The following is a 22,861-nucleotide window of genomic DNA, read 5'->3' as shown; positions in this document are numbered from 1 at the left end:
ATCCTATGAATTACTTAAGTTTCTCTCTGCTTCTGTCTTTCGTAAATAATTCGGGGCTAAATGATGTACATTCTCAACTGGTGTTAATATGTTAGATGCAAGCAATACTTTAGGATCAGGCTCCCCCGACTCTACGATTGTAAAGGGGTATGGAACTTTCTCTTGAAAGGCTTTTGAAGACATAAACACCTCATCACCTATTGGTTCAATTAAACCGTTTTGTTTAAGATATAAGCCCATAAATGCATTTTTTCTCCGTGCATCAATATGTGCGAGGATATATCCATCAGAAGATTCAGATGATGCCATAAGGGCTAATGAACTCACTGTCTTAATGGTAATCCGTTGATTCCATGCAATCATTTTAGCCACCACAACACCAATACGTACGCCTGTATAACTACCTGGTCCAATACCTACAATGACTTCATCAATATCATTAATCGATAGTCCACTATCTTTAAATAACGTTTCAACAGTCGGCATAAGAACTTCAGAATGATTATTATCGCCTTTTTTATAATATGTTTGAATGGAGCGATTTCCCTCTAATAGTGCAACGTACAAATAAGGTGTTGCGGAATCAATAATCAATCGATGAAATGATGTGTTCATATTCGCCACTTCCTTCCAAAATAACTCGTCTTTTGTTATTGGCTATCGTGATTGTCATGGCTAAAAAATCTTCTGGTAAACTTTCAATAATATGCTGATACCATTCAATAACACAGACGCCATCATCATAAATATATTCTTCTAGATCATAATCAGCACCTATCCCTTGCAAACGGTAGACATCCATATGGTATAAGGGTAATTCATGCTCATAGATTTTAAGAATTGTGAACGTTGGCGAGTTAATTGTATCTGTAATGCCCATATGTTTTCCTAAGAACTTAGTAAATGTCGTTTTACCAGCCCCTAAATCACCTTCTAGACACAGTACAAAACCTGGAAATAAATGTCTAGATAATGCCTTAGCTAAGGATTCCATCTCTGATAAATTTTCAATAATAAACGCTTTTCTCATTTTTATCACCATAATTAATTCTTATTAAAAATTATAACATACTTATCTAATAATATATATAGTATATGTGATATAATACACCCAAGGAGTGATTGGTATGGATCTAATTTTGTACAACCCCAAATCTAAAAATAGCCGCAGTAACGTACAAACACATAAGCTAGTTCGTTACTATAAAAAACATCAATATCCGTTTCGTCTAAAAAGTCTTTTAAAAATTGATGATATTAAGCTTTACTTAAGAGATAAAGACCATATCGATAACATCATCTTACTCGGTGGTGATGGCACAATCAACTTTATGATCAACAGTCTTTACAATGAAGATATTAAACAAGAGATTTATATCAAACGTAATGGATCCGGCAATGACTATTTAAGAACCTTAAAAGACCAAGACAGCAAAGCTCAAACGATTATGCAAGTGTCTCTAGATAATACCACACGATACTTCATGAATGGTGCAGGTATTGGCATTGATGGTCTTGTTATTGATTATGTTGATAAAGCTCATAATAAAGGAAAATTTACCTATTACTTATCAACACTAAAGGCAATGATTAATTATGTCCCTGACCAAGCAAGATGTGTTATTGATGATATACCTTACACATTTAATAAAACCTATTCTATCATGATCAATAATGGCAAATTTGTTGGTGGGGGAATGAAAATGACACCTAACGCTAATCTATCTGATGATCAACTCGATATCATCATTATTCACTCCATACCAAAAATATTGTTATTTTTTATCTTTATTACTGTCTATCTCGGACTCCATACTAAATTTAAAAAATACGTTTTCAGTACAAAATGTCATAACATCTCTGTTATATTCAACAGCCCCCAAATTGCCCAAACAGATGGTGAAAAATTTGATGACATTACTGAGTTAAGCGCATCTTCGACTAATAAACACATACACTTACGTAAATATAGAAAAACACATTCTAATTAGAATGTGTTTTTTGTAGACTAAGTTTGTATACGTCTTCTTGATCACTAACAGGTTTAAATCCCATCTTTCTCAAGTACTCAACATGTTCATTCACTGTTGTTTTGGTGATTAGCGTTTGGATATTATTGTTTTCAAAAATATTTTTATTTTTAACAAATAGGAACTTACCAAGTTTAAAATCTCGATACATTGGTATAGCATAATCTAACATAACTTCAGCAGTATTATCGTCAATTTTATTGGCAACAAAAACACTAGCTGGAGCCATATCCCGTAATATAAATAATTTGATATCTGCCTTTTTTATAGTTGTATAATCAATTGTTTTGAAATCATATATGTCTTCTTTGTAGAAATCAATAAAAGCCTTTAAATAACTACTATCTTGATCAACAAATAGAACTTTAAAGTACTCTTTAGAACCGTACATTTTTATTAAGTAGTAGATATTGATTAGGGCAATACCAACATTCATTAGCCCAGTAGGTACTGATCCAATTAAAAATCCATAAGTTCCAAAAAGTAATGATCCAACTAGGTTTATCCATCGAAGTTTCTTCAAAGAACTCATTAACAAGCTAATTAATACAATAAGTGATGCAATATACCCAATCCACTCAAGTACAACTGGCGATAAGATAATCATATAATACATATTTATAACTCCTTTTATGTAATTTTAATAAAACGTCTTCTAAATGGCTTTAATTCTGAGAATAAAACTGCTCCTATAATTAAAAGACCACCCAGGACTAACTCAATACTCAAAATTTCATCTACAATAAATACAGATCCTATTGCTGCAAAAACACTTTCTAGTGCAACAATTAAGCTAACTTTTGTCGGCAAACTCAGTTTTAATGCATAACTTTGTACTAAAAAGCCTAATGCCGTATTAAAGATCCCAAGAAATATAAGAGGCCAATACATTATGAGTGATACTGGTGGTAATGTATCAAAAATAGCTGCAGCTAATATAGAAAAGATTGCTGATATAGCAATATTAATGAGTACAAACAACGCTGGGTCAAAATCATGAGTTTTTTGAAAATAACTTCCTGTTACAACATGAAAAGCCACCATTATAGCACAAATCAATGTATAAAAATCACCGATATTAAAGTTATCAAAAGATCCTTGTTCATAACTTAGTAAAAAGAGTCCAAACACAGCAAGAATAATACTAAATCCATTATAGACATCAACTTTTTTCTTGAAAAAAAGAAAATACAAATACGGAACAAAGACAATATTTAATTGCGTAATAAATCCATTCTTAGAAGGCGTAGTATAAGCATTTCCCAGTGTTTGAAAAAAGAATCCTAAAAATAAAAAGACACCAGCAATTGATCCATATACCAATAACTTAGAATCAATTTGTCTTAGTTTCTTACGATAAACAACCGCAAGGACAATAGCGGCCGTTAGAAAACGGCCAACCATAATTGTATTTGCTCCAAAACCTAAATCAAAGGCAATACGGGTAATTGGGAACCCCAATCCCCATATTATTGTAACAAAAAATAATGATACTTCCGCAAATAAAACCTTTTTATCGGCCATTATTTAGTCATCCAAACGATTCTTTAACTCTTTAGTTAGAGATTCATATCCTGGTTTTTCTAATAAGGCAAACATATTTTTCTTATATGCTTCAACACCAGGTTGATTAAATGGATTAACCCCTAACATATATCCACTTAAACCACATGCATATTCAAAGAAATAGACAAGTTTTCCAAAGTAATATGGTGATATTTCAGGTAAACCTACAATAATATTTGGAACGCCACCATCATTATGTGCCATCACAGTTCCTAAAAATGCTTGTTTATTGACGTAATCGACTGTTTTTCCAGCTAAGTAGTTTAGTCCATCTAAATTCGCATCATCTTCCTCAATAACAACTTCACGACTTGGTGTTTGAACATTAATAACTGTTTCAAATAAATGTCTTTCACCTTCTTGAATATATTGCCCTAAACTGTGTAAGTCTGTACTAAATGATGCACTTGCTGGAAATATACCTTTTTGATCTTTTCCTTCACTTTCACCAAATAACTGCTTCCACCATTCTCCAAAATAGAATAATGACGGTTCGTAGTTAACAAGCAACTCAATTTTCTTTCCATCACGATACAATACATTCCGCATTGCCGCATATTCAAAGGCTGCATTTCCATTTTCACCTTTTGTATATAATTCTTGAGCATCCTGTGCTCCTGACATAATTTGATCAATGTTAACACCACTTGCTGCAATTGGTAATAACCCAACAGCTGTTAAAACGCTATATCGTCCCCCAACATCATCGGGTACAATAAATGATTCATAACCTTGTTCATCAACTAAAGTGCGTAATGCCCCTTGATTTTTATCAGTTGTAGCATAAATACGATCTTTTGCGCCTTCTTTGCCATATTTAGCAAATAACATCTTTTTAAATTGTCGAAAGGCAATCGCAGGTTCTGTAGTTGTTCCTGATTTGCTGATAACATTGATGGAGAAATCATGTCCATCAATATAATCCATTAGATCTCGCATATAGCTACTTGAAATATGGTGGCCTACAAAAATAATTTCTAATTCTTTATCACGATTAAAATGCTTGTTTAATAATTCAATCGCTGCTTTTGCTCCTAAGTAAGATCCCCCAATACCAATCACTAATAAGATATCTGATTGTTCTCTAATGCGTTTCGCAGCTTTCTTAATACGAGAAAACTCTTCTTTATCATAATCTGTTGGTAATGTTGTCCACCCTAAGAAATCATTTCCTTCTCCTGATTTATTTTGTAATTTTTGATGCGCTTCTTTAACCTCTTCACGCGCTTTGTCTAATGCATTTTGATGTATAAAATCAATCGCATTGTCTAAGTTAATACTAATTTCTTTCATTACTTCTACCTCCATTATATTTTACGTATAAATATTATCATATAATATCCTATTTGTATAGATTTTCACAAATTAAAAAACGGCTAATCGCCGTTTTTAAGTGAATAGTTTTCTACCCATTCTTGCAGTTTTTCTTGCAAAGGAGTGAATCCAGTATCTAATGTGACTTTATAGCGCTTCTTACGTTTATGTAGCGCCTTAAAACTTAAACTTAATTTATTACCATCAATGGCTAATACTTTAAGTGTTCGAACATCTCCTTTAGATACATAATCTTCAATATTACGCACATAATTGTCGCTAATTTCAGAAATATGAATTAAACCGACATAATCATTCCTTACTTTAACAAATGCTCCATAAGGTTTTATTGCTGTAATCTCTCCTTTAACAATGTCTCCAACTTTCATGATGAAACACCTCGTTTAAGATTACTTGTGTATAGTATACCAAAAAAGTCGCAAATTAGCCAATAAAAAAGGAAGTGATCTATTAAAAATCACTGTCCTACGTTTTCAACTCCAATAATTCCTGGAACTTCTTCAAGCAATATCGCTTCAACACCATCAGTTAATGTGGTATCAACAAAGCCACATCCAACACAGGCACCTAACATTTCAACATATACAATACCATCTTCAAATTTAACATATCGGATGTCTCCACCATCACGTTGAATGTATGGACGAACCTTATTAATAACTTCTTGTATTTGCTTTTCTATCGTATCGTTACTCATTATGTTCACCTCTTATTTCAAGGTTTATTATACTCAATCTTTCTTATATTGTTAAATCATATGCTAATAAAAAAGAAGCAATTATTTCAATCGCTTCAAAACAAAGTATGGTGTGTTTGGATTACAGCTCTCTGCTAAATAATCTGGAATAGTATTATAATTCTTTTTACTGAAGCCTTTAAGGCGTAACATTTCAGCACTAACATCTCCAACAATATACATATATTTATTTAAATATGGTGTGTATCTGTCGTTGAATGTTTTAATCTCTAGTGCTTCTTTATAATCTTTAATGACTTCAAATTTGCCATGATCTGTTTCTATCATAAAATCACCTCTACTATCTGAAAAATATTATAATGCATTATAAGAAGGAATAAAAGTTAAATATATTTTTGATTAAATATTATTTTAAAATAATGAATGGGAAATGCTTTTATAAAGGCCCGTATAGTCATAATTAGTTATATTATGTAATCTCATAAAATAGCACTCATTAATCATTTGTCACTAAGACAACACTTTCAGCAATAATGGCTTCACCACGACCAACAATGCCTACTTCCTCACTTGTAGTGGCCTTCACACTCACATATTGCATATCAATATCAAGTAACTCTGCAATGATCTTACGCATCTCTTTAATATATGACTGTAATTTAGGTCTTTCCAAAATAACGGTTGAATCAATATTTATGACACTATAGCCCTGATTTCTAACAAGATACATAACTTCTTTAACAAGTTCTTGCGAATTAATTCCTTTATATTGAGGATCTGTATCTGGAAATAATTTCCCTAAATCACCCAGGGAAAGCGCCCCAATAAGGGATTCAGCAACTGTATGTAATAAGCAATCTGCATCACTATGACCAACACTTTTGACAGTACTTGGAATCGTAACACCACCAATAATAATATTATTACCCGGTACAAGCCGATGAATATCAGTAGACTTTCCAATACGTATCATAAAATCACCTCTAAAATTTGAATATCATTCGGAGTTGTGAGTTTTATTGAGCGCTCATCACCGATAATATACCTTGGTGTTACATTTGTATATGCTGCAACTAGTGTTATATCATCTGTTACTTCAAAATGATCTTCCATAGCTTTTTGGTGAGCATGTTTAATAAGCTCTGTTTTAAAAGCTTGAGGAGTTTGGACTTGCAAAATATTTCTTCTATTAATAGACTTAACAAAGCGGTTTCCATCTACTTCTACTAATGAGTTTTTTGATGGCAAAGCTAACGAACAAGCTTGATATTCCGGTAATTTATGTAACAACTCGTCAATAACATTCCCATTTATAAAAGGACGCGCAGCATCATGTATTAATACATATTCACTATTAATCTTCATTAAGCCATTAAAAACACTTTGTTGTCTAGTAGAACCACCAATTACTACATAAATTTTGATATCATTAAATAACGTTTTAATTTGATCATAATCATTGTGACTGCATACTATACAAACTGATTCACATCTGCTATCTTGAACAAAATAATTCACACTATATTCAATGATATAATGGTCATTAATTTTATAAAATATTTTGTTGTATTCCAGCTTTAATCGAGTCCCTTTTCCTGCGGCCATTATTAATACAGAATATTTCATTTTTATCACCTGAAATTTAGAAATTATGTAATCATTATATTCATATTATTAGGGTGACTATTTTTATAAATTTAATGACATTTAATTTACTATTAAATTGAATTTAAATATCATAAATTTAAATAAAATGAATATGAATAATTTTGTTAATTAATAAGTAAAAATATATACAATTAATTCAAATTTTTATTTCTTATAAAACATCTTATTTGAGTAAAGACTTACTGTTCCATATACTGCTATTATTATGACATTATTTTTGTGATTTTATTTTTCATAATACGCAAAACTTTTTTGATAAGATTCCTTTTCAGTTCGCTCTAATGCAGTTATTGCTTCATTATACACATCATCTGGGTTTTTACCTTCATAAGGTGATTCTGAGATTCCTAAATTAGGATAAATAACTTGTGAAACACCACCAAATTTCATTCTCATAGTCAAAATTTCTCCTGTGCCAACAAGTGCTCTATCAAGTAATTCAAACTTTTTCTGATCTTTAATTAATAGACCGAATCTGATTCCAGAAATGCGAAATAAACTTAGGTTGTCTTTAATGAATTTAAAACGCAATTTTGATAAATATTCTCCCATCATTAAATCACCAAAATCTCGCCCATATTTTTCATTAATTTTTGGTATGTTTGTTAGTTGAATAACCACTAAATGATATGGGGTTTTTTTACGAGTTAATCGTTGCATTTCATTATACATTTCTTTAAACTTTGGCAATGAATTTAGAACATCAACTTCTGTGGTTGGAAAGCGTCTAACATCCATTGGTCTGATGATTGAAATTATATGTTTTTTCTTGCCAATAAAAATTGCTTTTCCTTTTTCTTTTATCCACAATTGTTGATTGTCTTTTATAATCCGATAACTTATAGAATATACAGGATTTCTTTTTGATAGTTTTTCAATAATCATTCGATATTGCACCAAATCATCTTTAACCATAATATTTTCTAATGTGTCAACCTTAAATTCGTTTTCAGACAATCCAAGATACTCGATATATTGATCCGTACCAAAAATACCTTTATCCTCTCTAAATGCGATGCCATCGCTTAATAATTCGATTGTTGAGATAAAGCGTTGACGCATAAGTTCTGAACTATGTTTCATTTCCTCCAACTCTTTTTCGAGATGATAGAAATCAAACTCAGATACATTCTTTTTAAAGAGAACGAGTGTATTATCCACAATCATCCAAAACGCAAAAATACCTACCACACTATACTGGTAAATCTCCTTATATAGTTCTGGATGATTATCATAGTAATAAAAATACCCATACCCAATAGCTGCTAAAAGGGCTATAAAAAAACTATAGTCATGTTTGCGCTTTTTCGTTAACCTTATTGCTATAGCATAAAGAAACCATAGACATATAATGCCAAGAATAATCTGATCTATCATAGTGTTCCCTCCATATTAATTAAAATATCCACGAATATAGTTGGATGGATAATAAAATGATAAGTATAACGCTAATGGTACTAAATAATAGAATAATGCGGCATAACTTTGATCTATCATTAAATCAGCTACAAGTACGACCAAGAAGGTGACACCCCAAATAAAGGTTAACCCACCAGACATCATTTGAAATAACTTAGTTCTTGTGTAATCAATGCGATAATCATGTCTTATATATCCCAATGCAATCGGATAATTGATTAGCCATGTACCAATGAAATAAACTGTAAAAAACATAAGCGTATAGGAACTATCTTTTAAATAATTAACTTCTTCTATAAAGATACTAATAACTGACAATAGCAAGTAGATTCCCATCACAACATACTCAAATAGCGTTATTTTATCGAGTTTACGATATTTATAGTATACAGTAGAGCCAAAGGCCAAAAGTGTTAGAGGCGCTAAATAAATGTACAAATGATAATTCCCTAACAAATTAGATAGAAATACTATTGATAACTGGGCTAACATAATTTTAAGTCCCCATCTACCAGGTACATATTTATATCGGTCAGGCTTAGAAATGACAATGCCCATATCAAACGCTTCAATAACAGTATTTAAAAATTCGCGATTACCTACATATTCAAGTGTTCCATTATCCAATGCTTGCTCGAGTGTGGTATTTCCTACACTAAGGTCGTATAAGCATTCATTTGTAGCTACAATGATAATGTCAGAAATCTCACTGGTCCCTTTATATAATCGTTGATGCTTGCCTTTTGTACGAATAAAGTAGGAGTCTTTACCAATGAAAAACTGAATATTTTTTTCTGTTTTCCTTAAACTATGAGGAATAAACTGATTAGCAATAATATTCATTAATTCATCATGCGTAATAAAATAATCATCATCATCGCCATGATAAATATCTTCATCAATAATATCCCCATACTCTACACCAGTTTGTAATATGCCTGTAATTCCCGATTCAGGTTTTGTCCAATAACCAATAAAATAACTATTACTAAACGGATTTAAAGCTGAGTAATCATCGATTAAAAACAAGTCATTAAGCGATTTCCCATGCCAAAAACTTTCCTTTGATTGGCTTCCAAAGTATGGTGTTTTTTGATCAATTCTTTCTAAGACAATATGTCCACTTGCTTTTGGATAATACTTCAAAAATTGTTTTTTTACTTGTGCTAACTGTTCTTTTTTAGTATTACCTGTATCAATAAACTCAATCATTACGGCACTTCGATCACCTGTACAACATGTCGGGTCTAGTTTGTTATAGTTCGTCACCGTTAGAAATCGCACATCATCTTCTTCAATATCACTAAAAAAATACTGTAAGTGATTCATTCCGAAAGTCTCAGGTGGGATTGATAACCCTAAGTAAACACGATTTGTGTTCACCTCATTTTTGACATGCGGATAGTACTTATAAAAAGCGCTCTTAATGGTTTCATCACCATCTAAGTACATGTCTGCAAACTCATCAATACGCATATTGATTACGTAATGTTTTGCCTGTATCTCATTGCCTTCAGTATCAATCATATAATCGATTTCATTGTCCTTGGTAATGACCTTACCTATCTTACGGTTTGTGAATATTTTTTGACGACTTTTAGATATCTCTTTTGTTAGTTGTTCAACGATATCATCAAATGATGTTGCTATAAGGTGATTCCCATCAATAAATGTATCAAACCACTTTACAAAATAGTTATGAGCGTTTATTTCTTTTAGCGGTAAGCCAATAGCATTGTGAACCAAAGTAAATTCATCCATTATTTTCTCTTGATTATAATACTGAATTAACACATCATATAAACTTAAATCTCCCCATTCTATCATTAATGAAGAAATGGTATATTCTTTATTTGATAATCGGGCTAATTTTTGTTTTCGAAAATCATTATAATGACGTTCAATATCTTCAAATAAATGATAGGTATTATCGCGTTGTTTCGGATAGTGTCTCACCAAATAAATTTTGAATTCTTTATAAGTATTAGCGCGTTTTATCATTCTTTGGTCTTCGGTAATGACCATTGTCTGGCGATTATCCACATATTCAAATTGTTTTTCTAAGCCACATCGTTTAAGGTATTCATAAAATAAATCTCCGTTATGTACACCACCAAGATCTTGATGAAAATACTTAAATTCAAACTTGTGTCTGTCACTGTCACGAAAGTTTTTCGTGTAGCTAGCTATTTTACGTTTAGAATTCTGTTCAAAAACAGCGATGTTTCTCAATCGCTTTGTCAGGTAAGTCGCAGTGGTTAAACTTCCTAATCCACCGCCTATAATGACTACATCATATTTTTCCACAGCAATCACCCTATTTTTTTCTTAACTCATTATAACATAGTTTTTATTGACAATTAATACATTATTAAATAAAAAGCGAATGATTCGCATCATTTCGCTATTTTTTCCCTTGTAAATGTGTCTCTAAATAATTCACCAATGTTTCGTGATCAACATCTAAATCCAGGTATCCATCTAAAGCAACACTAATATTCCCAGTTTGTTCACTAACAACAATTGTTAATGCATCGGAGATTTCACTTACACCAATAGCAGCGCGATGTCGAGACCCTAATTGTTTTGGAATATCTAAGCGATCTGTCGGTGGATAATATGCCCCCGCACAAATAATTTGGTCTCCTCGTATAATCACACCACCATCATGTAATGGGGTTTCTGGTACAAATATCGTAGAAAGCAATTCATTGCTTAACTTAGTATTAATTGGATATGCTGTTTGAATAAATTCTTGCAAAGAGGCATTTTTTTCAAAGGTAATTAACGCCCCTATATTGCGATGACTCATAAATTCAATACTTTTTAAAACTTCATTTTTTGTCTGATCTTCAATTGTCTCAGAAAACAATCCCGTTTTAAAGATTCCGATCTTTTTAAAAATGGCCGCTACTTCAGGTTCTAACACAAGCCCTACAACTAATAGTAGTGGAATACCCTTCAATAAGAGATTTATTAGCGATATCTGATCTTCAATGCCAATAGCTATTGCAAAAATAAACATTGCAAAAATAATCAATTTAAAAAAGCGATATACTTGAATAATTGTCTTATTTTTTAGTATATTTATAATAAGTACTATTAGATAGATGTTTATAGCTATAATGTCAAAATTACTCATAGTTATCACTCCCATTAATATTATAGCATACACCAAATAATCATGAAACAAAAATGACAAAATTATGAAACTTGTTTCATTCAATCATGAAAATTTTTCATTCTTGATAGTAAAATTTTTTTAAACAAGAGTATTGCACTTGATGTCGCACACTAAAGCGATTTCACATCAATTCACTAAATATATTCTCTATCTTTTTAGTAAACTTTATTATATAATAAAAATACAACTTAAATACAAAAGGGGCCGATAGAAATGATAACATATGAAAAAACGCTAATTGAACGAATAAATAAAGATATAAAAGATGGGTTTAGCCATCTTTTTCCTATAACTGATGATATGCATATGACATTTGATGGGGTTTCAAGATTGGTTATGATTGATCGCTATACACAAAAGGATTTAGCTTTAAATACCTTAAAAAAAGGCGATTTAGTGGTAACAATCGTCAAAGATGATCCTAATTTCCCCGCAAGAGGTATCGGTAATGTAAAGACTATAGATGGGCATAAAGTTCATATTCAACTTGAAAAAGAATATGTTGTTAATGCTGAGGATGCTGATAAAGACGGTATTATCATTCGTAATATCCGCCAAATTGATAAGCCTCTTGAGTTGTATTTTGAACAAATTGCAAAACGCTTAGCCCATCATTTAGGCGAAAATGAAGGCCAAGAAGTTATTGAACAATATTATAAAGAAGTTTCAAGTCTAAATTTAGTTCCTGCAGGACGAGTTTTATTTGGCGCTGGAAGCGAAACTAATGTAACTTACTTTAACTGCTTTGTAATGCCGTTTATTGATGATTCTCGCGGTGGCATTAGTGACCATCGTAAACAAGTAATGGAAATTATGAGTCGTGGTGGCGGTGTTGGTACAAACGGAAGTACCCTTAGACCTAAAAATGCTTTAGCCAAGGGCGTAAACGGGAAATCTAGTGGTGCTGTTAGTTGGTTAAACGATTTAAGTCAATTAACCCACTTAGTCGAACAAGGTGGATCACGCCGTGGGGCACAGATGATTATGCTTGCCGATTGGCATCCAGACATTGTTCAATTCATTATTTCAAAAATGCAAAATCCAAAGATATTACAATTTCTAATTGATACTTTAGATGACCCACTAATTATTAATGCCGCTAAAAATAAACTTAAATTTGTTCCATTAACAGATTCAGAAATTGAAATTAACGAGTACATTTTAGAACAATCCAAAACTAATCCGGGTGTTTTTTCAAAGAAAATCGTTGATACTGCATTCGAACGCATCAATAAAGGCGGGCACTACGAAGTAAATGATCCCGATTTTCTAAGTGGTGCTAACATCAGTGTTGCAATCACTAAACAATTTATGGACGCTGTTCAAAATGATACAGACTATACACTTCGCTTTCCTGACATTGACAATTATAATGATGAGTTAAAAGAAGCTTATGATAACAAATGGGGAGAAGTCGGAGATGTTCGTGAATGGGAAAATATGGGCTATCCAATCAAAGACTATCATACCCTCAAAGCCCGTGAACTATGGAATTTAATTAACATTTGTGCAACTTATTCAGCTGAACCTGGTATCTTCTTTATTGATAATGCGAATGAAATGACTAATGCCAAAGGATATAATCAAAAAGTTGTATCTACAAACCCTTGTGGAGAGCAGCCATTAGCACCATATTCAGTATGTAACTTAGCTGCAATCAATCTCGCTAATATGGTTGATAAAGAAGCTAAAGAAATTAAATGGGGGCAATTAGAAAATACTGTTAAAACCGCTATTTCTTTACAAGATAATGTCATTGATAAAACGCATTACTTCTTAGAAGAGAATAAAAAACAAGCACTAGGTGAACGGCGTATAGGCCTTGGTATTATGGGGCTTCATGACTTACTAATTTGGACTGGTAAACGCTATGGATCAAAAGAGGGAAATCGTTTAGTTGACAAGTTATTCAATTTTATTGCAACAACTGCATATCGTGCTTCAATTGAGATTGCTAAGAAAAAAGGACCTTTCCCATTCTTAGATGAGAAAGGTAACAGAGAGCAATTTATTCAAAGTGGATATATCAAAAAATTACCTCAAGACATTAAAGACGATATTGTTAAATATGGTATCCGTAACTCGCACCTATTAACCATCGCACCAACTGGTTCAACAGGTACAATGGTTGGCGTCTCAACAGGCCTCGAACCATATTTCGCATTTACGTACTTTAGAAGTGGTCGTTTAGGTAAATATATTGAAGTTAACGCACCTATTGTAAATGAGTATCTAGAAAGACATCCTGACTTAACAAAAGAAACGCTACCTGAAACATTTGTGAGTGCAATGGAATTATCTCCAGAAGCGCATGTTGATATTCAATGTACAATCCAGAACTGGGTAGATTCATCTATTTCTAAAACGGTTAATGCCCCTAAAGGCTACTCTGTAGAAGAAGTAGAAGATGTCTACATGAGACTCTACAACGGTGGTGCTAAAGGTGGCACCGTATATGTCGATGGTTCTCGCGACACACAAGTCTTGTCATTATCAAAAGATGAAGATGAAAAAACAACACACCCTAAACAGGTGGATATAGCCGAACTAGGAGTGGATGTCGATGAGAAGAAAAAAGAACCTAAAGAGACAAAAACACAAGGCCTACGTGCGGATAGACAAGATAGAAATATTGGGGTAGACGTTGGAGATATCTGCCCAATATGTCTTGAAGGAACGGTAGAAGACCTGGGTGGATGTCATACATGCACCAACTGTAATGCTCAATTAAAATGTGGGTTATAATATTTAGAAAGCGCTCTGTTGCGCTTTCTTTTTTTTAATGCTATCATTATGCTACAGGAGTTGATACAATGCAAAAAGCAATATTAGTCGGTCCAGATATAAGACAGGACCGTTTAATCGATTACTATATGGAAGAATTAGAAAATTTAGCGCATGCAAGAAACCTTGAAGTTGTTTACACATTTACACAAGCGTTGAAATCTATTAACCCAGCTACATATATCGGTACAGGAAAGGCCCAGGAAATCGCTACATTTGTAGGTAATCTGGATGCTGATATATGTGTATTTAATGATGAATTATCTGGCTCCCAAATTCGCAATTTAGAAGATATTCTAAACTGTCGAGTGATTGATCGAACACTCCTTATTCTAGATATTTTTGCAACAAGAGCGAAAACGAAAGAAGCGATGCTTCAAGTTGAAATTGCTCAATTAGAGTATATGTTACCTAGATTACAAGGATTAAGACCTTCTTTAGAGCGACAACAAGGCGGTATCGGTTCAAGAGGACCAGGTGAGAAAAAACTCGAAACAGATCGACGTAAAATTGAAAAAGAGCGAACAAAACTTAAAAAAGAATTAAAAAGCGTCGTCCAGTCACGTCAAATACAACGCCGTAAACGCCAAGAAGCACCTATATTAAAGGCGGCGATTGTAGGGTATACAAATGCTGGGAAAAGCACATTAATGAATGCCTTAGTCAAACACCACTCTTCCTCAGAGAAGCACGTTACTGCAAAAGATATGCTCTTTGCAACATTAGAAACAGCAACTCGTAAAATTGAACCTGCATCAAATAAAAACTATATTATAACAGATACCGTTGGCTTTGTTTCGCACTTACCTCATGGTTTAGTTGATGCCTTTAAGTCTACACTTGAAGAAATCACAGAAGCAGATTACTTGATACATGTTGTTGATGGAAGCAATCCTAACCATGATCAGCAAATTGACACAACCCACAAAACACTAAAAGATATAGGTGTATTAGACATCCCAACATTATACATTTATAACAAAGCAGATTTATTGCAAAATGACTTAAATACACACTTTTTCCCAAATGTTGTGGTGTCTCTTAAAGAAGATAAAGGGATTCAAAGAGTAAAATCATTCATAGAAGAACAGCTCTTCAAAGACTATCGAAAAGTTTCATTGTTAATCCCATTTGAAGATGGCGATATTGTTTCAAAGTTAAATGATGAAGCACATATCATTACACAAACCTATCATGATGATGGTACATACCTAGATGTGGAATTATCTCAAGAACAATTTAGTATGTATGAACCCTATATAACAAAAAAACGAATCAGTTAAGCATTGATTCGTTTTTATATTGTTTTATCATCTTTATAAAACTCTCTTTATCATTTATTTGAGCCATTTCCCGTTTCATATAAGTAGCGTTTTTCATACCTTTTATATACCATGGCCCATGCGTTCTCATTTCAAGCATTGCTAGCTTTTCACCTTTTAATTCAATGAGTCTGTCCATGTGTTCAAGCAGCATCGTTATTTTCTGTTCATCAGTAATGTTTTTAACATAATTATTATTAGATAAGTAAGATACTGTTTGTTTGATAATCCACGGGTTTCCTTGTGTGGCGCGGCCAATCATTATCGCATCACAACCAGTTAATTCTAACATAGCTTTAGCATCTTCAGGTGATGTAATATCACCGTTTCCTATAACAGGAATACTTACTGCCTGTTTAACAGCTTTTATAACATCCCAATCTGCTTTACCACGATATAATTGAGACTTTGGTCTTCCGTGAACAGCAATTGCACTAGCGCCTGCCTTTTCACATCGCTTTGCAATATCTACAGCATTAATAGAATGATGATCCCACCCACTTCTTATTTTGACTGTGACTGGCAAAGTAATAGCATTAACAATCCCTCGTACAATATCTTCGGCGAGTTTTGGAGTCGTCATCAACTTAGACCCAGCCCCCGTTTTAGTAACTTTTTTAACCGGACATCCCATATTAATATCTAAAATATCACAGTTTGCGTGTTTTTCAATAATTTTAGCTGCTTTTACCATTGTGTTCACGTCTGATCCAAATAACTGAATAGCGACAGGCTTCTCATCATCTTCAATAAAAAGCATTTTGAATGTTTTTTCATTGCCATAAACTAACGCTTTATCACTCACCATCTCAGTATAAATGAGACCTGCGCCAAACTCTTTCATAATTGTTCTATATGCGTGATTTGTAACACCTGCCATAGGAGCAACAACAACTTTATTCTTTATGTCTATGTAATCTATTTTAAACATTTTTTCACCTCATTAAAACAGTAGTTATATTTTACATAATAACACATTTAAATGCAATGTTAATGACTTTGATTTTACAAAAAACATGATATAATACTTACGGTGATAATATGAAAGACTATTTAGTGAAAGCATATGGTTTTAATGATTCTGTTAGAATCTATGCAGTAAGAACAACAAAACTTGTCAATAAAGCACAGAAAATACACGATTTATGGCCGACTAGCGCCGCAGCATTTGGTCGGTTACTTACTGCCTCAGTAACAATGGGCGCAATGTATAAGGGCGAACAGGAACTTACCATACGCATTGAAGGCGATGGTCCAATTGGTAATATGGTAACTGTTGCTAATGCGAAAGGCGAGGTTCGTGGATACCTTGAAAATAATCATGTATTCCTTCAGTACAATAGCGGAAAATTAAATGTTGGTCAAGCAGTGGGAAATGGCTTTATTCATGTCACAAAGGATTTAAAAATAAAACAGCCATTCACCTCCAGCGCACCCATTCAAACTGGTGAGTTAGCTGAAGATTTTGCCTATTATTTTACCGCTAGTGAGCAAATTCCAAGTGCTGTTGGTTTAGGTGTTTTAGTTGATGAGGATAACTCAGTAATAGCAAGCGGTGGCTTTATCTTACAAGTCATGCCTGGGATTTCAGATGAAACTCTCAGTATGATTGAAAAACAAATTAAAGACCTCCCTCCTGTGAGTGAAATGATCCAAGATAATATAACACCAGAAGAAATCATTGACAAAATGACCAATGGAGATTTCACATTGTTAGAAAATTTAGATTTAACTTACTCGTGTCCATGTTCTAAAGAGAAATTTGAAAAAGGTTTATTATCTTTAGGACAAAAAGAGCTCCAATCGCTTTATGATGAGGGCGAAGAAGTTGAAACAACATGTCAATTTTGCAACACACAATATGCCTTTAGTATAGAAGAGATTCAAACATTAATCAAAGAAACTAAAAACCAGTAGATAAGCCATCTACTGGTTTTCTTATTAAATTGTAAAGTCATCCGGATTTATATTTTTTGGAAATAAATCACTACTTTTACATGCAATTGCACCACAAATATTAGCGTAATCGAGCGCTTTTTTTATATCTGATGTCTCTAGCAAACAAAGACTAAGACCTACAGCAAACGCATCACCTGCGCCGTTTGTATCTTTAATAGATGCTAACTGAATAGCTTTAGATTTGTAAATTTGCTTATTTTTATCCATTGCAATATACCCATCTTTTCCCTTTGTTAGAACAACTAACTCTTTACCCTTATTGACATGTGTATGTAAAAATTGCATATGATTAGGTATATTTACAGCATTTCCAATCAAAATATTTGAAAGTTTGATAAATGGCTCATGATAGACGTTTCCTTCATCATAATCATGAATATCAACAACGATTTTAGCTTTAGACTGTTCAATATCTTTAAAATAATATTGTGCAAATGGATCAATATTTAGAAAGATTAAATCTGCATTCTTAATATCATCCTTATGATCTTTGTACTGTATTTGACTTTTTGTAGGGATTTGAGTAAATATACTTAATCGATGTCCATCGCCATACATTATATTTGTATGGCTAGTTGTTTGATCAGCAATACAATAAGAAATATCTAACTCTCTCTCTTTTAAACTTTCTTTAATATGCTTAGCTTCATCATCCCTACCAATTGTTGTAATAAATTTAGGAAAATATCCTAAAGCGCCTAAGGTAAAAGCTTTCCCAGCGCCTGTACCACCGATACTATGACGTTTATCTTTAGCGAATATGCTTTGGTCTTGGCTATTGATAACCAATTCATCTACATCAATGATGGTATCATAGCTAATACCACCTATGACAACAATATTCATAGTGTCACCTCTTCATGTAATCTCTTATTTATAGTTTACACGAAATTTAGAAAACACGTAAGTATTTTTTAATCTCCCATTCAGTAACACTTAATCTAAAGTCATCCCATTCAAGTTGTTTTTCAAAAATAAATCGATCTGTAACATGCTTACCAAGTGCTTTTTGAATGAGTTCATCACTTTTTAAAGCTTTTAAGGCGTCTTTTAGATTTTCTGGTAAGTTTTTGATCCCTTGTTCTTCTCTTTCTATACGTGTTAGGTCATATAAGTTAATATATACGGGATCCACCGCTTTTAATTTATTTTTAATACCGTCAAGGCCACTTGCAAGGATAACACTGAATGCTAAATAAGGATTAGCAGCCGGATCAACACTTCTAATTTCTGTTCTCGTTGCTTTTCCACGTTTTGCAGGGATACGAATCATAGCACTTCTATTAGCGTCACTCCACGAAATATAACATGGTGCTTCATATCCTGGGACTAAGCGTTTATACGAGTTAACCGTTGGATTTGTTAAGGCTGTAAAGCCTCTTGCATGTTTAATAATTCCAGCGATCCAATGTCTTGCTGTATCACTTAACTGTAAATTTTTATCTTTATCATAGAAGGCATTGTTTCCGTCTTTGTCTGTAAGTGAACAGTTTGTATGCATTCCTGATCCATTAATACTCGCAATTGGTTTTGGCATAAATGTTGCATGTAACCCATGTCTCTTAGCGACATTCTTAACAATTAATTTGAATAGTTGTAATGAATCAGAAGCCTGTAGTGCATTTTCAAATTCAAAATTAATCTCGTGTTGCCCTGGCGCAACTTCATGGTGCGATGCTTCCATACTGAAACCAATTTTTTCAAGTTCTAATACAATGTCTCGGCGACAATCTTCTGCACCATCCACTGGTGCTAAATCAAAATATCCTCCATTATCGTTAAAACGAAGTGTAGGATCACCATTCTCATCTAATTTAAATAAGAAAAATTCTGGTTCTACACCAATATTAAAACGTGAAAACCCAAGGTCTTTCATCTGATTCAGATTACGTTTTAATATTTGTCTAGGATCACCTTCAAATGGTGTTCCATCTGGTAAATAAATATCACAAAAAATCATTGCGACAGTACCATAGGTCGTTGTTTCCCATGTTGAAATTGTCCATGTAGAGTAATCCGGATATAGGTACATATCTGCCTCTTGAATACGAGCGAAGCCATCGATTGAAGATCCATCGAACATAACCTCGTTGTCCAATGCTTCTTCTAATTTAGGGGCTGGGATTTCAACATTCTTTAAAACCCCATTAATGTCAGTAAAGCATAAACGAACATACTTCACATTCATTTCTTCTGCGTCTTTTAAAATTTGTTCTTTCGTCATTTTTCTCTCCTTTTCAATAAAAAATGGTGTCAAAAACACTCCATTAGAGTGCGACACCATTGTATTTTATTATTTGTCTTATTAGGGACGCCTTTGTCCTAACTTTATTATAACAACTTAGTTAGTGAAGTCAATCTCATTTTCAATGATAAGGTTTACAACGTCTTTTTTGCTTTTTCTTAATTGCATTGCCTTACGTTGAATAAAACGATGGGATTCCGCTTCACTTAAACCTTTATTCATAAGGAATCGTTTCGCTTTAACTTCCATTTTTAATGCGCTTAATTCAGATTTTATATTATCAATTTCTTGATAATTCTGCATCAATGTTTTAATATATTTCATCGCCAAGACTACTTTGTAGTCCCATTCAATATGTAATGACTTAATATTGATATCGATAAAAAATGGATGATGTTGTACATTATAAAAGCGATGCAATGTTTTCCCTTCGTGTGCATATAAAACCAGAATTGATTGCTCAAGAACAATTTGCTCAATGACTTTAATTAAGTTAGGTATTTGTAGTTCTTCATGAAAGATAAGTATCTCATGATTTTTGATTGTATGGCTAGTCACTTGTTTTATAATGTTGATTTTATATCCTTTTTGGCGCAGAAAACGTACTATTTTTTGAAAGGCCGGACCTTTACTATTGTAAATTGCTAAACGCATAAGATCACCCCTTTGTGATTGCGTATTATGAGCTATTACTTTTAATAGTGTAGTGGATAGTTATCTGTTAGTGTTTTTACAGTTTCTTTAACATCTTTTAATACTTCTTTATTTTCATGGTTCATTAGTGCATTATAAATGCATTCGGCGATAATAACCATATCTTTTTGTTTAAATCCTCTAGTTGTGATTGCCGGTGAACCAAGGCGTATCCCACTAGTTATAAAAGGCTTTTCTTCATCGTTAGGAACGGTGTTTTTGTTACATGTGATATTCACTTCATCCAATAATTTTTCTGCATCTTTCCCAGTTAATCCGGTAAGGGATTTAACTTCCACTAACATTAAGTGGTTATCTGTTCCTCCTGATACAATATGAAAGCCAAAGTCTTTTAATGCTTGGGCTAATGCTTTTGCATTTTTAACAACCTGCTTTTGGTATTCTTTAAAGTCATCGGATAACGCTTCTTCGAAAGCTGCAGCTTTTGCTGCAATGACATGCATTAACGGTCCTCCTTGAATACCAGGGAAAACAACACGGTTGATCTTCTTATATAAGTCAAAATTATTGGTGAGAATTATTCCGCCACGTGGCCCTCTTAATGTTTTATGTGTTGTAGAAGTAACAACATCTGCATAATCACATGGGTTTTGATGTAATCCCGCGGCTACGAGCCCTGCAATATGTGCCATATCAACCATAAATAAGGCATCAATTTTATCTGCTATTGCACGGATTCGCTTAAAGTCAATTTCTCTTGAATAAGCGCTTGCCCCTGCAACAATCAATGTTGGCTTGTGTTCTAAGGCAATATTTTCTAATGCATCATAATCAAGTCTTTCTGTTTTCGGATCTACACCATAACTAATAAATTCATAATCAATCCCGCTAAAGTTAAGAGGGTGTCCATGTGTTAAATGTCCACCATGATCTAAACTCATGCCTAGAACTTTGTCGCCGTGCTTTAATAGTGCTCTATAAGCCCCCATATTCGCTGTAGAACCACTATGGGCTTGAACATTAGCATATTTAACATTAAAGAGTTTTTTCACTCTATCGCGTGCTAGATTCTCAGCAATATCTACATATTCACATCCACCATAGTAACGACGACCAGGATATCCTTCAGCATACTTGTTTGTAAGAACACTTCCTTGTGCCTCTAATACCGCATTACTGACAAAATTCTCACTAGCAATCAACTCAATATGTGACTGTTGTCGTTTTTTTTCTTTGGAAATCGCATCATAAAGCTCTTTGTCTTGCTTCTCTAAGTAACTCATTCAACTTCTCCTTTACTCAAAATATATATGCCAGGTTCTGTCTCAAACTGAACCTTAACAACCTCATCTGAACTAGTGGGGATGTTCTTCCCGATATAATCTGGTCTGATAGGTAATTCTCGATGACCACGATCTACAAGTACTGCGAATTGAATTTTATGTGGTCGTCCAAAATCAATGATTGCATCCATTGCGGCGCGGACTGTTCGTCCTGTTTGTAAAACATCATCAACTAAAATAACGACTTTATCTTGAACAGGAAAGTGATCAATACTAATTTCTTGTTTTTTATCATCATCTCGATAAGGCGATACATCTAATCCATAAACCAGAATATCGACACTTTCAAACTTTTTAATATTTTCAGATATCATTTTAGCTAAGGGATATCCCTTTTTCTTAATACCGACTAATACTATTTGTTCTAACTGCGCATTTTGTTCAATTATTTCATGCGTAATACGACGTAATGTACGGTTCATTGTTACGTCATCTATTAATTTTTTCATCATAAATCACCTACTCCATACACACATTGTATTAAATTATTCTTGTGTTGTAAACCTTTTCTTTGCGTTATATAATAGTAATGGTGATTGTATGAATAAGCTAATATTTAAATTTGCCTTATCATTTGTTCTACTGATCAATGCATTACTACTATTATTTTTGTATCCTAGTACATTTGAATTAATAGAGCCATTCATGTTTCCAT

23 protein-coding genes are annotated in these 22,861 nt (G+C 33.1%); 4 read left to right on the top strand and 19 right to left on the bottom strand.

Annotated features, from left to right (window positions below; all coding sequences use genetic code 11):
- Window positions 1–3: 3 nt before the first annotated feature.
- Window positions 4–615, bottom strand: coding sequence for a tRNA (adenosine(37)-N6)-threonylcarbamoyltransferase complex dimerization subunit type 1 TsaB (gene tsaB, locus UMR38_02465; GenBank protein MEC9484724.1), 612 nt, complete (start codon window positions 613–615; stop codon window positions 4–6).
- Window positions 584–1,030 carry a tRNA (adenosine(37)-N6)-threonylcarbamoyltransferase complex ATPase subunit type 1 TsaE gene (gene tsaE / locus UMR38_02460; GenBank protein ID MEC9484723.1) on the bottom strand — a complete coding sequence of 149 codons (447 nt, stop codon included), beginning with the start codon at window positions 1,028–1,030 and terminating at the stop codon, window positions 584–586. The genes tsaB and tsaE overlap by 32 nt, the downstream gene beginning before the upstream one ends.
- A 97-nt stretch (window positions 1,031–1,127) precedes the next feature.
- Here tsaE and UMR38_02455 point away from each other — a divergent pair, with 97 nt between their 5' ends.
- A complete protein-coding gene (locus UMR38_02455; protein ID MEC9484722.1) occupies window positions 1,128–1,991 on the top strand; it encodes a diacylglycerol kinase family protein in 864 nt (287 codons plus the stop codon).
- On the opposite strand, the gene UMR38_02450 is transcribed toward UMR38_02455, so the two are convergent.
- The 11 genes from UMR38_02450 to UMR38_02400 all read right to left on the bottom strand — a co-directional run bounded on the left by UMR38_02450 (window position 1,984) and on the right by UMR38_02400 (window position 11,857).
- Window positions 1,984–2,646 (bottom strand): hypothetical protein, encoded by a 663-nt coding sequence (locus tag UMR38_02450; GenBank protein ID MEC9484721.1) that lies wholly within the window; start codon window positions 2,644–2,646, stop codon window positions 1,984–1,986. The genes UMR38_02455 and UMR38_02450 overlap by 8 nt on opposite strands.
- A gap of 14 nt (window positions 2,647–2,660) precedes the next feature.
- A complete protein-coding gene (locus tag UMR38_02445; GenBank protein ID MEC9484720.1) occupies window positions 2,661–3,554 on the bottom strand; it encodes a DMT family transporter in 894 nt (297 codons plus the stop codon).
- Between the two features lie 3 nt (window positions 3,555–3,557).
- Window positions 3,558–4,889 (bottom strand): glucose-6-phosphate isomerase, encoded by a 1,332-nt coding sequence (locus tag UMR38_02440; protein MEC9484719.1) that lies wholly within the window; start codon window positions 4,887–4,889, stop codon window positions 3,558–3,560.
- Window positions 4,890–4,972: 83 nt separating this feature from the next.
- Entirely contained in the window at window positions 4,973–5,299 is a 327-nt protein-coding gene (locus UMR38_02435; GenBank protein ID MEC9484718.1) for a S1 RNA-binding domain-containing protein, read from the bottom strand.
- A gap of 89 nt (window positions 5,300–5,388) precedes the next feature.
- Entirely contained in the window at window positions 5,389–5,628 is a 240-nt protein-coding gene (locus UMR38_02430; GenBank protein MEC9484717.1) for a NifU family protein, read from the bottom strand.
- A gap of 81 nt (window positions 5,629–5,709) precedes the next feature.
- A complete protein-coding gene (locus UMR38_02425) occupies window positions 5,710–5,955 on the bottom strand; it encodes a YutD-like domain-containing protein (GenBank protein MEC9484716.1) in 246 nt (81 codons plus the stop codon).
- A gap of 169 nt (window positions 5,956–6,124) precedes the next feature.
- Window positions 6,125–6,601 (bottom strand): 2-C-methyl-D-erythritol 2,4-cyclodiphosphate synthase, encoded by a 477-nt coding sequence (gene ispF, locus UMR38_02420; GenBank protein MEC9484715.1) that lies wholly within the window; start codon window positions 6,599–6,601, stop codon window positions 6,125–6,127.
- Complete coding sequence (ispD, locus tag UMR38_02415) at window positions 6,598–7,254, bottom strand: 2-C-methyl-D-erythritol 4-phosphate cytidylyltransferase (GenBank protein ID MEC9484714.1); 657 nt, start codon at window positions 7,252–7,254, stop codon at window positions 6,598–6,600. Before ispD ends, ispF begins: the two co-directional genes overlap by 4 nt.
- Before the next feature lie 267 nt (window positions 7,255–7,521).
- Window positions 7,522–8,673, bottom strand: coding sequence for a diguanylate cyclase (locus tag UMR38_02410; protein ID MEC9484713.1), 1,152 nt, complete (start codon window positions 8,671–8,673; stop codon window positions 7,522–7,524).
- 15 nt (window positions 8,674–8,688) lie between these two features.
- Entirely contained in the window at window positions 8,689–11,022 is a 2,334-nt protein-coding gene (locus UMR38_02405) for an NAD(P)-binding protein (protein MEC9484712.1), read from the bottom strand.
- A gap of 97 nt (window positions 11,023–11,119) precedes the next feature.
- Window positions 11,120–11,857 (bottom strand): diadenylate cyclase, encoded by a 738-nt coding sequence (locus UMR38_02400; GenBank protein ID MEC9484711.1) that lies wholly within the window; start codon window positions 11,855–11,857, stop codon window positions 11,120–11,122.
- Between the two features lie 255 nt (window positions 11,858–12,112).
- On the opposite strand from UMR38_02400, the gene UMR38_02395 reads away from it, so the two are divergent.
- Both UMR38_02395 and hflX read left to right on the top strand, forming a co-directional pair.
- Window positions 12,113–14,644, top strand: coding sequence for a vitamin B12-dependent ribonucleotide reductase (locus tag UMR38_02395; GenBank protein MEC9484710.1), 2,532 nt, complete (start codon window positions 12,113–12,115; stop codon window positions 14,642–14,644).
- A gap of 68 nt (window positions 14,645–14,712) precedes the next feature.
- The gene (gene hflX, locus UMR38_02390; protein ID MEC9484709.1) at window positions 14,713–15,966 is read left to right on the top strand and encodes a GTPase HflX; all 1,254 of its coding nucleotides are present in this window, start codon (window positions 14,713–14,715) and stop codon (window positions 15,964–15,966) included.
- Here hflX and dusB read toward each other — a convergent pair.
- Window positions 15,959–16,936, bottom strand: coding sequence for a tRNA dihydrouridine synthase DusB (dusB, locus tag UMR38_02385; protein MEC9484708.1), 978 nt, complete (start codon window positions 16,934–16,936; stop codon window positions 15,959–15,961). The genes hflX and dusB overlap by 8 nt on opposite strands.
- Before the next feature lie 110 nt (window positions 16,937–17,046).
- Between dusB and hslO the strand changes: the two genes are divergently transcribed.
- On the top strand, window positions 17,047–17,922 hold the full coding sequence (gene hslO, locus UMR38_02380; protein ID MEC9484707.1) for an Hsp33 family molecular chaperone HslO: 876 nt from the start codon (window positions 17,047–17,049) through the stop codon (window positions 17,920–17,922).
- 24 nt (window positions 17,923–17,946) lie between these two features.
- On the opposite strand, the gene UMR38_02375 is transcribed toward hslO, so the two are convergent.
- The 5 genes from UMR38_02375 to pyrR form a co-directional block, all read right to left on the bottom strand.
- The gene (locus tag UMR38_02375; GenBank protein MEC9484706.1) at window positions 17,947–18,810 is read right to left on the bottom strand and encodes a PfkB family carbohydrate kinase; all 864 of its coding nucleotides are present in this window, start codon (window positions 18,808–18,810) and stop codon (window positions 17,947–17,949) included.
- Window positions 18,811–18,856: 46 nt separating this feature from the next.
- The gene (glnA, locus tag UMR38_02370) at window positions 18,857–20,188 is read right to left on the bottom strand and encodes a type I glutamate--ammonia ligase (protein ID MEC9484705.1); all 1,332 of its coding nucleotides are present in this window, start codon (window positions 20,186–20,188) and stop codon (window positions 18,857–18,859) included.
- 117 nt (window positions 20,189–20,305) lie between these two features.
- Window positions 20,306–20,863 (bottom strand): hypothetical protein, encoded by a 558-nt coding sequence (locus tag UMR38_02365; protein MEC9484704.1) that lies wholly within the window; start codon window positions 20,861–20,863, stop codon window positions 20,306–20,308.
- A 41-nt stretch (window positions 20,864–20,904) separates the two neighbouring features.
- A complete protein-coding gene (gene glyA / locus UMR38_02360; protein ID MEC9484703.1) occupies window positions 20,905–22,146 on the bottom strand; it encodes a serine hydroxymethyltransferase in 1,242 nt (413 codons plus the stop codon).
- On the bottom strand, window positions 22,143–22,655 hold the full coding sequence (gene pyrR, locus UMR38_02355; protein MEC9484702.1) for a bifunctional pyr operon transcriptional regulator/uracil phosphoribosyltransferase PyrR: 513 nt from the start codon (window positions 22,653–22,655) through the stop codon (window positions 22,143–22,145). Before pyrR ends, glyA begins: the two co-directional genes overlap by 4 nt.
- Between the last annotated feature and the right edge of the window lie 206 nt (window positions 22,656–22,861).

The organism is Candidatus Izemoplasma sp., from assembly GCA_036172455.1.
Classification (GTDB): domain Bacteria; phylum Bacillota_I; class Bacilli_A; order Izemoplasmatales; family Izemoplasmataceae; genus JAIPGF01.
The sequence above is the reverse complement of the archived record's forward strand: the minus strand, read 5'-3'. Positions and strand labels throughout refer to the sequence as shown.

Coding starts and splice junctions, on each gene's coding strand:
- tsaB (MEC9484724.1), bottom strand. CDS start 615: ATGAACACATCATTTCATCGATTGATTATTGATTCCGCAACACCTTAT.
- tsaE (MEC9484723.1), bottom strand. CDS start 1,030: ATGAGAAAAGCGTTTATTATTGAAAATTTATCAGAGATGGAATCCTTA.
- UMR38_02455 (MEC9484722.1), top strand. CDS start 1,128: ATGGATCTAATTTTGTACAACCCCAAATCTAAAAATAGCCGCAGTAAC.
- UMR38_02450 (MEC9484721.1), bottom strand. CDS start 2,646: ATGTATTATATGATTATCTTATCGCCAGTTGTACTTGAGTGGATTGGG.
- UMR38_02445 (MEC9484720.1), bottom strand. CDS start 3,554: ATGGCCGATAAAAAGGTTTTATTTGCGGAAGTATCATTATTTTTTGTT.
- UMR38_02440 (MEC9484719.1), bottom strand. CDS start 4,889: ATGAAAGAAATTAGTATTAACTTAGACAATGCGATTGATTTTATACAT.
- UMR38_02435 (MEC9484718.1), bottom strand. CDS start 5,299: ATGAAAGTTGGAGACATTGTTAAAGGAGAGATTACAGCAATAAAACCT.
- UMR38_02430 (MEC9484717.1), bottom strand. CDS start 5,628: ATGAGTAACGATACGATAGAAAAGCAAATACAAGAAGTTATTAATAAG.
- UMR38_02425 (MEC9484716.1), bottom strand. CDS start 5,955: ATGATAGAAACAGATCATGGCAAATTTGAAGTCATTAAAGATTATAAA.
- ispF (MEC9484715.1), bottom strand. CDS start 6,601: ATGATACGTATTGGAAAGTCTACTGATATTCATCGGCTTGTACCGGGT.
- ispD (MEC9484714.1), bottom strand. CDS start 7,254: ATGAAATATTCTGTATTAATAATGGCCGCAGGAAAAGGGACTCGATTA.
- UMR38_02410 (MEC9484713.1), bottom strand. CDS start 8,673: ATGATAGATCAGATTATTCTTGGCATTATATGTCTATGGTTTCTTTAT.
- UMR38_02400 (MEC9484711.1), bottom strand. CDS start 11,857: ATGAGTAATTTTGACATTATAGCTATAAACATCTATCTAATAGTACTT.
- UMR38_02395 (MEC9484710.1), top strand. CDS start 12,113: ATGATAACATATGAAAAAACGCTAATTGAACGAATAAATAAAGATATA.
- hflX (MEC9484709.1), top strand. CDS start 14,713: ATGCAAAAAGCAATATTAGTCGGTCCAGATATAAGACAGGACCGTTTA.
- dusB (MEC9484708.1), bottom strand. CDS start 16,936: ATGTTTAAAATAGATTACATAGACATAAAGAATAAAGTTGTTGTTGCT.
- hslO (MEC9484707.1), top strand. CDS start 17,047: ATGAAAGACTATTTAGTGAAAGCATATGGTTTTAATGATTCTGTTAGA.
- UMR38_02375 (MEC9484706.1), bottom strand. CDS start 18,810: ATGAATATTGTTGTCATAGGTGGTATTAGCTATGATACCATCATTGAT.
- glnA (MEC9484705.1), bottom strand. CDS start 20,188: ATGACGAAAGAACAAATTTTAAAAGACGCAGAAGAAATGAATGTGAAG.
- UMR38_02365 (MEC9484704.1), bottom strand. CDS start 20,863: ATGCGTTTAGCAATTTACAATAGTAAAGGTCCGGCCTTTCAAAAAATA.
- glyA (MEC9484703.1), bottom strand. CDS start 22,146: ATGAGTTACTTAGAGAAGCAAGACAAAGAGCTTTATGATGCGATTTCC.
- pyrR (MEC9484702.1), bottom strand. CDS start 22,655: ATGAAAAAATTAATAGATGACGTAACAATGAACCGTACATTACGTCGT.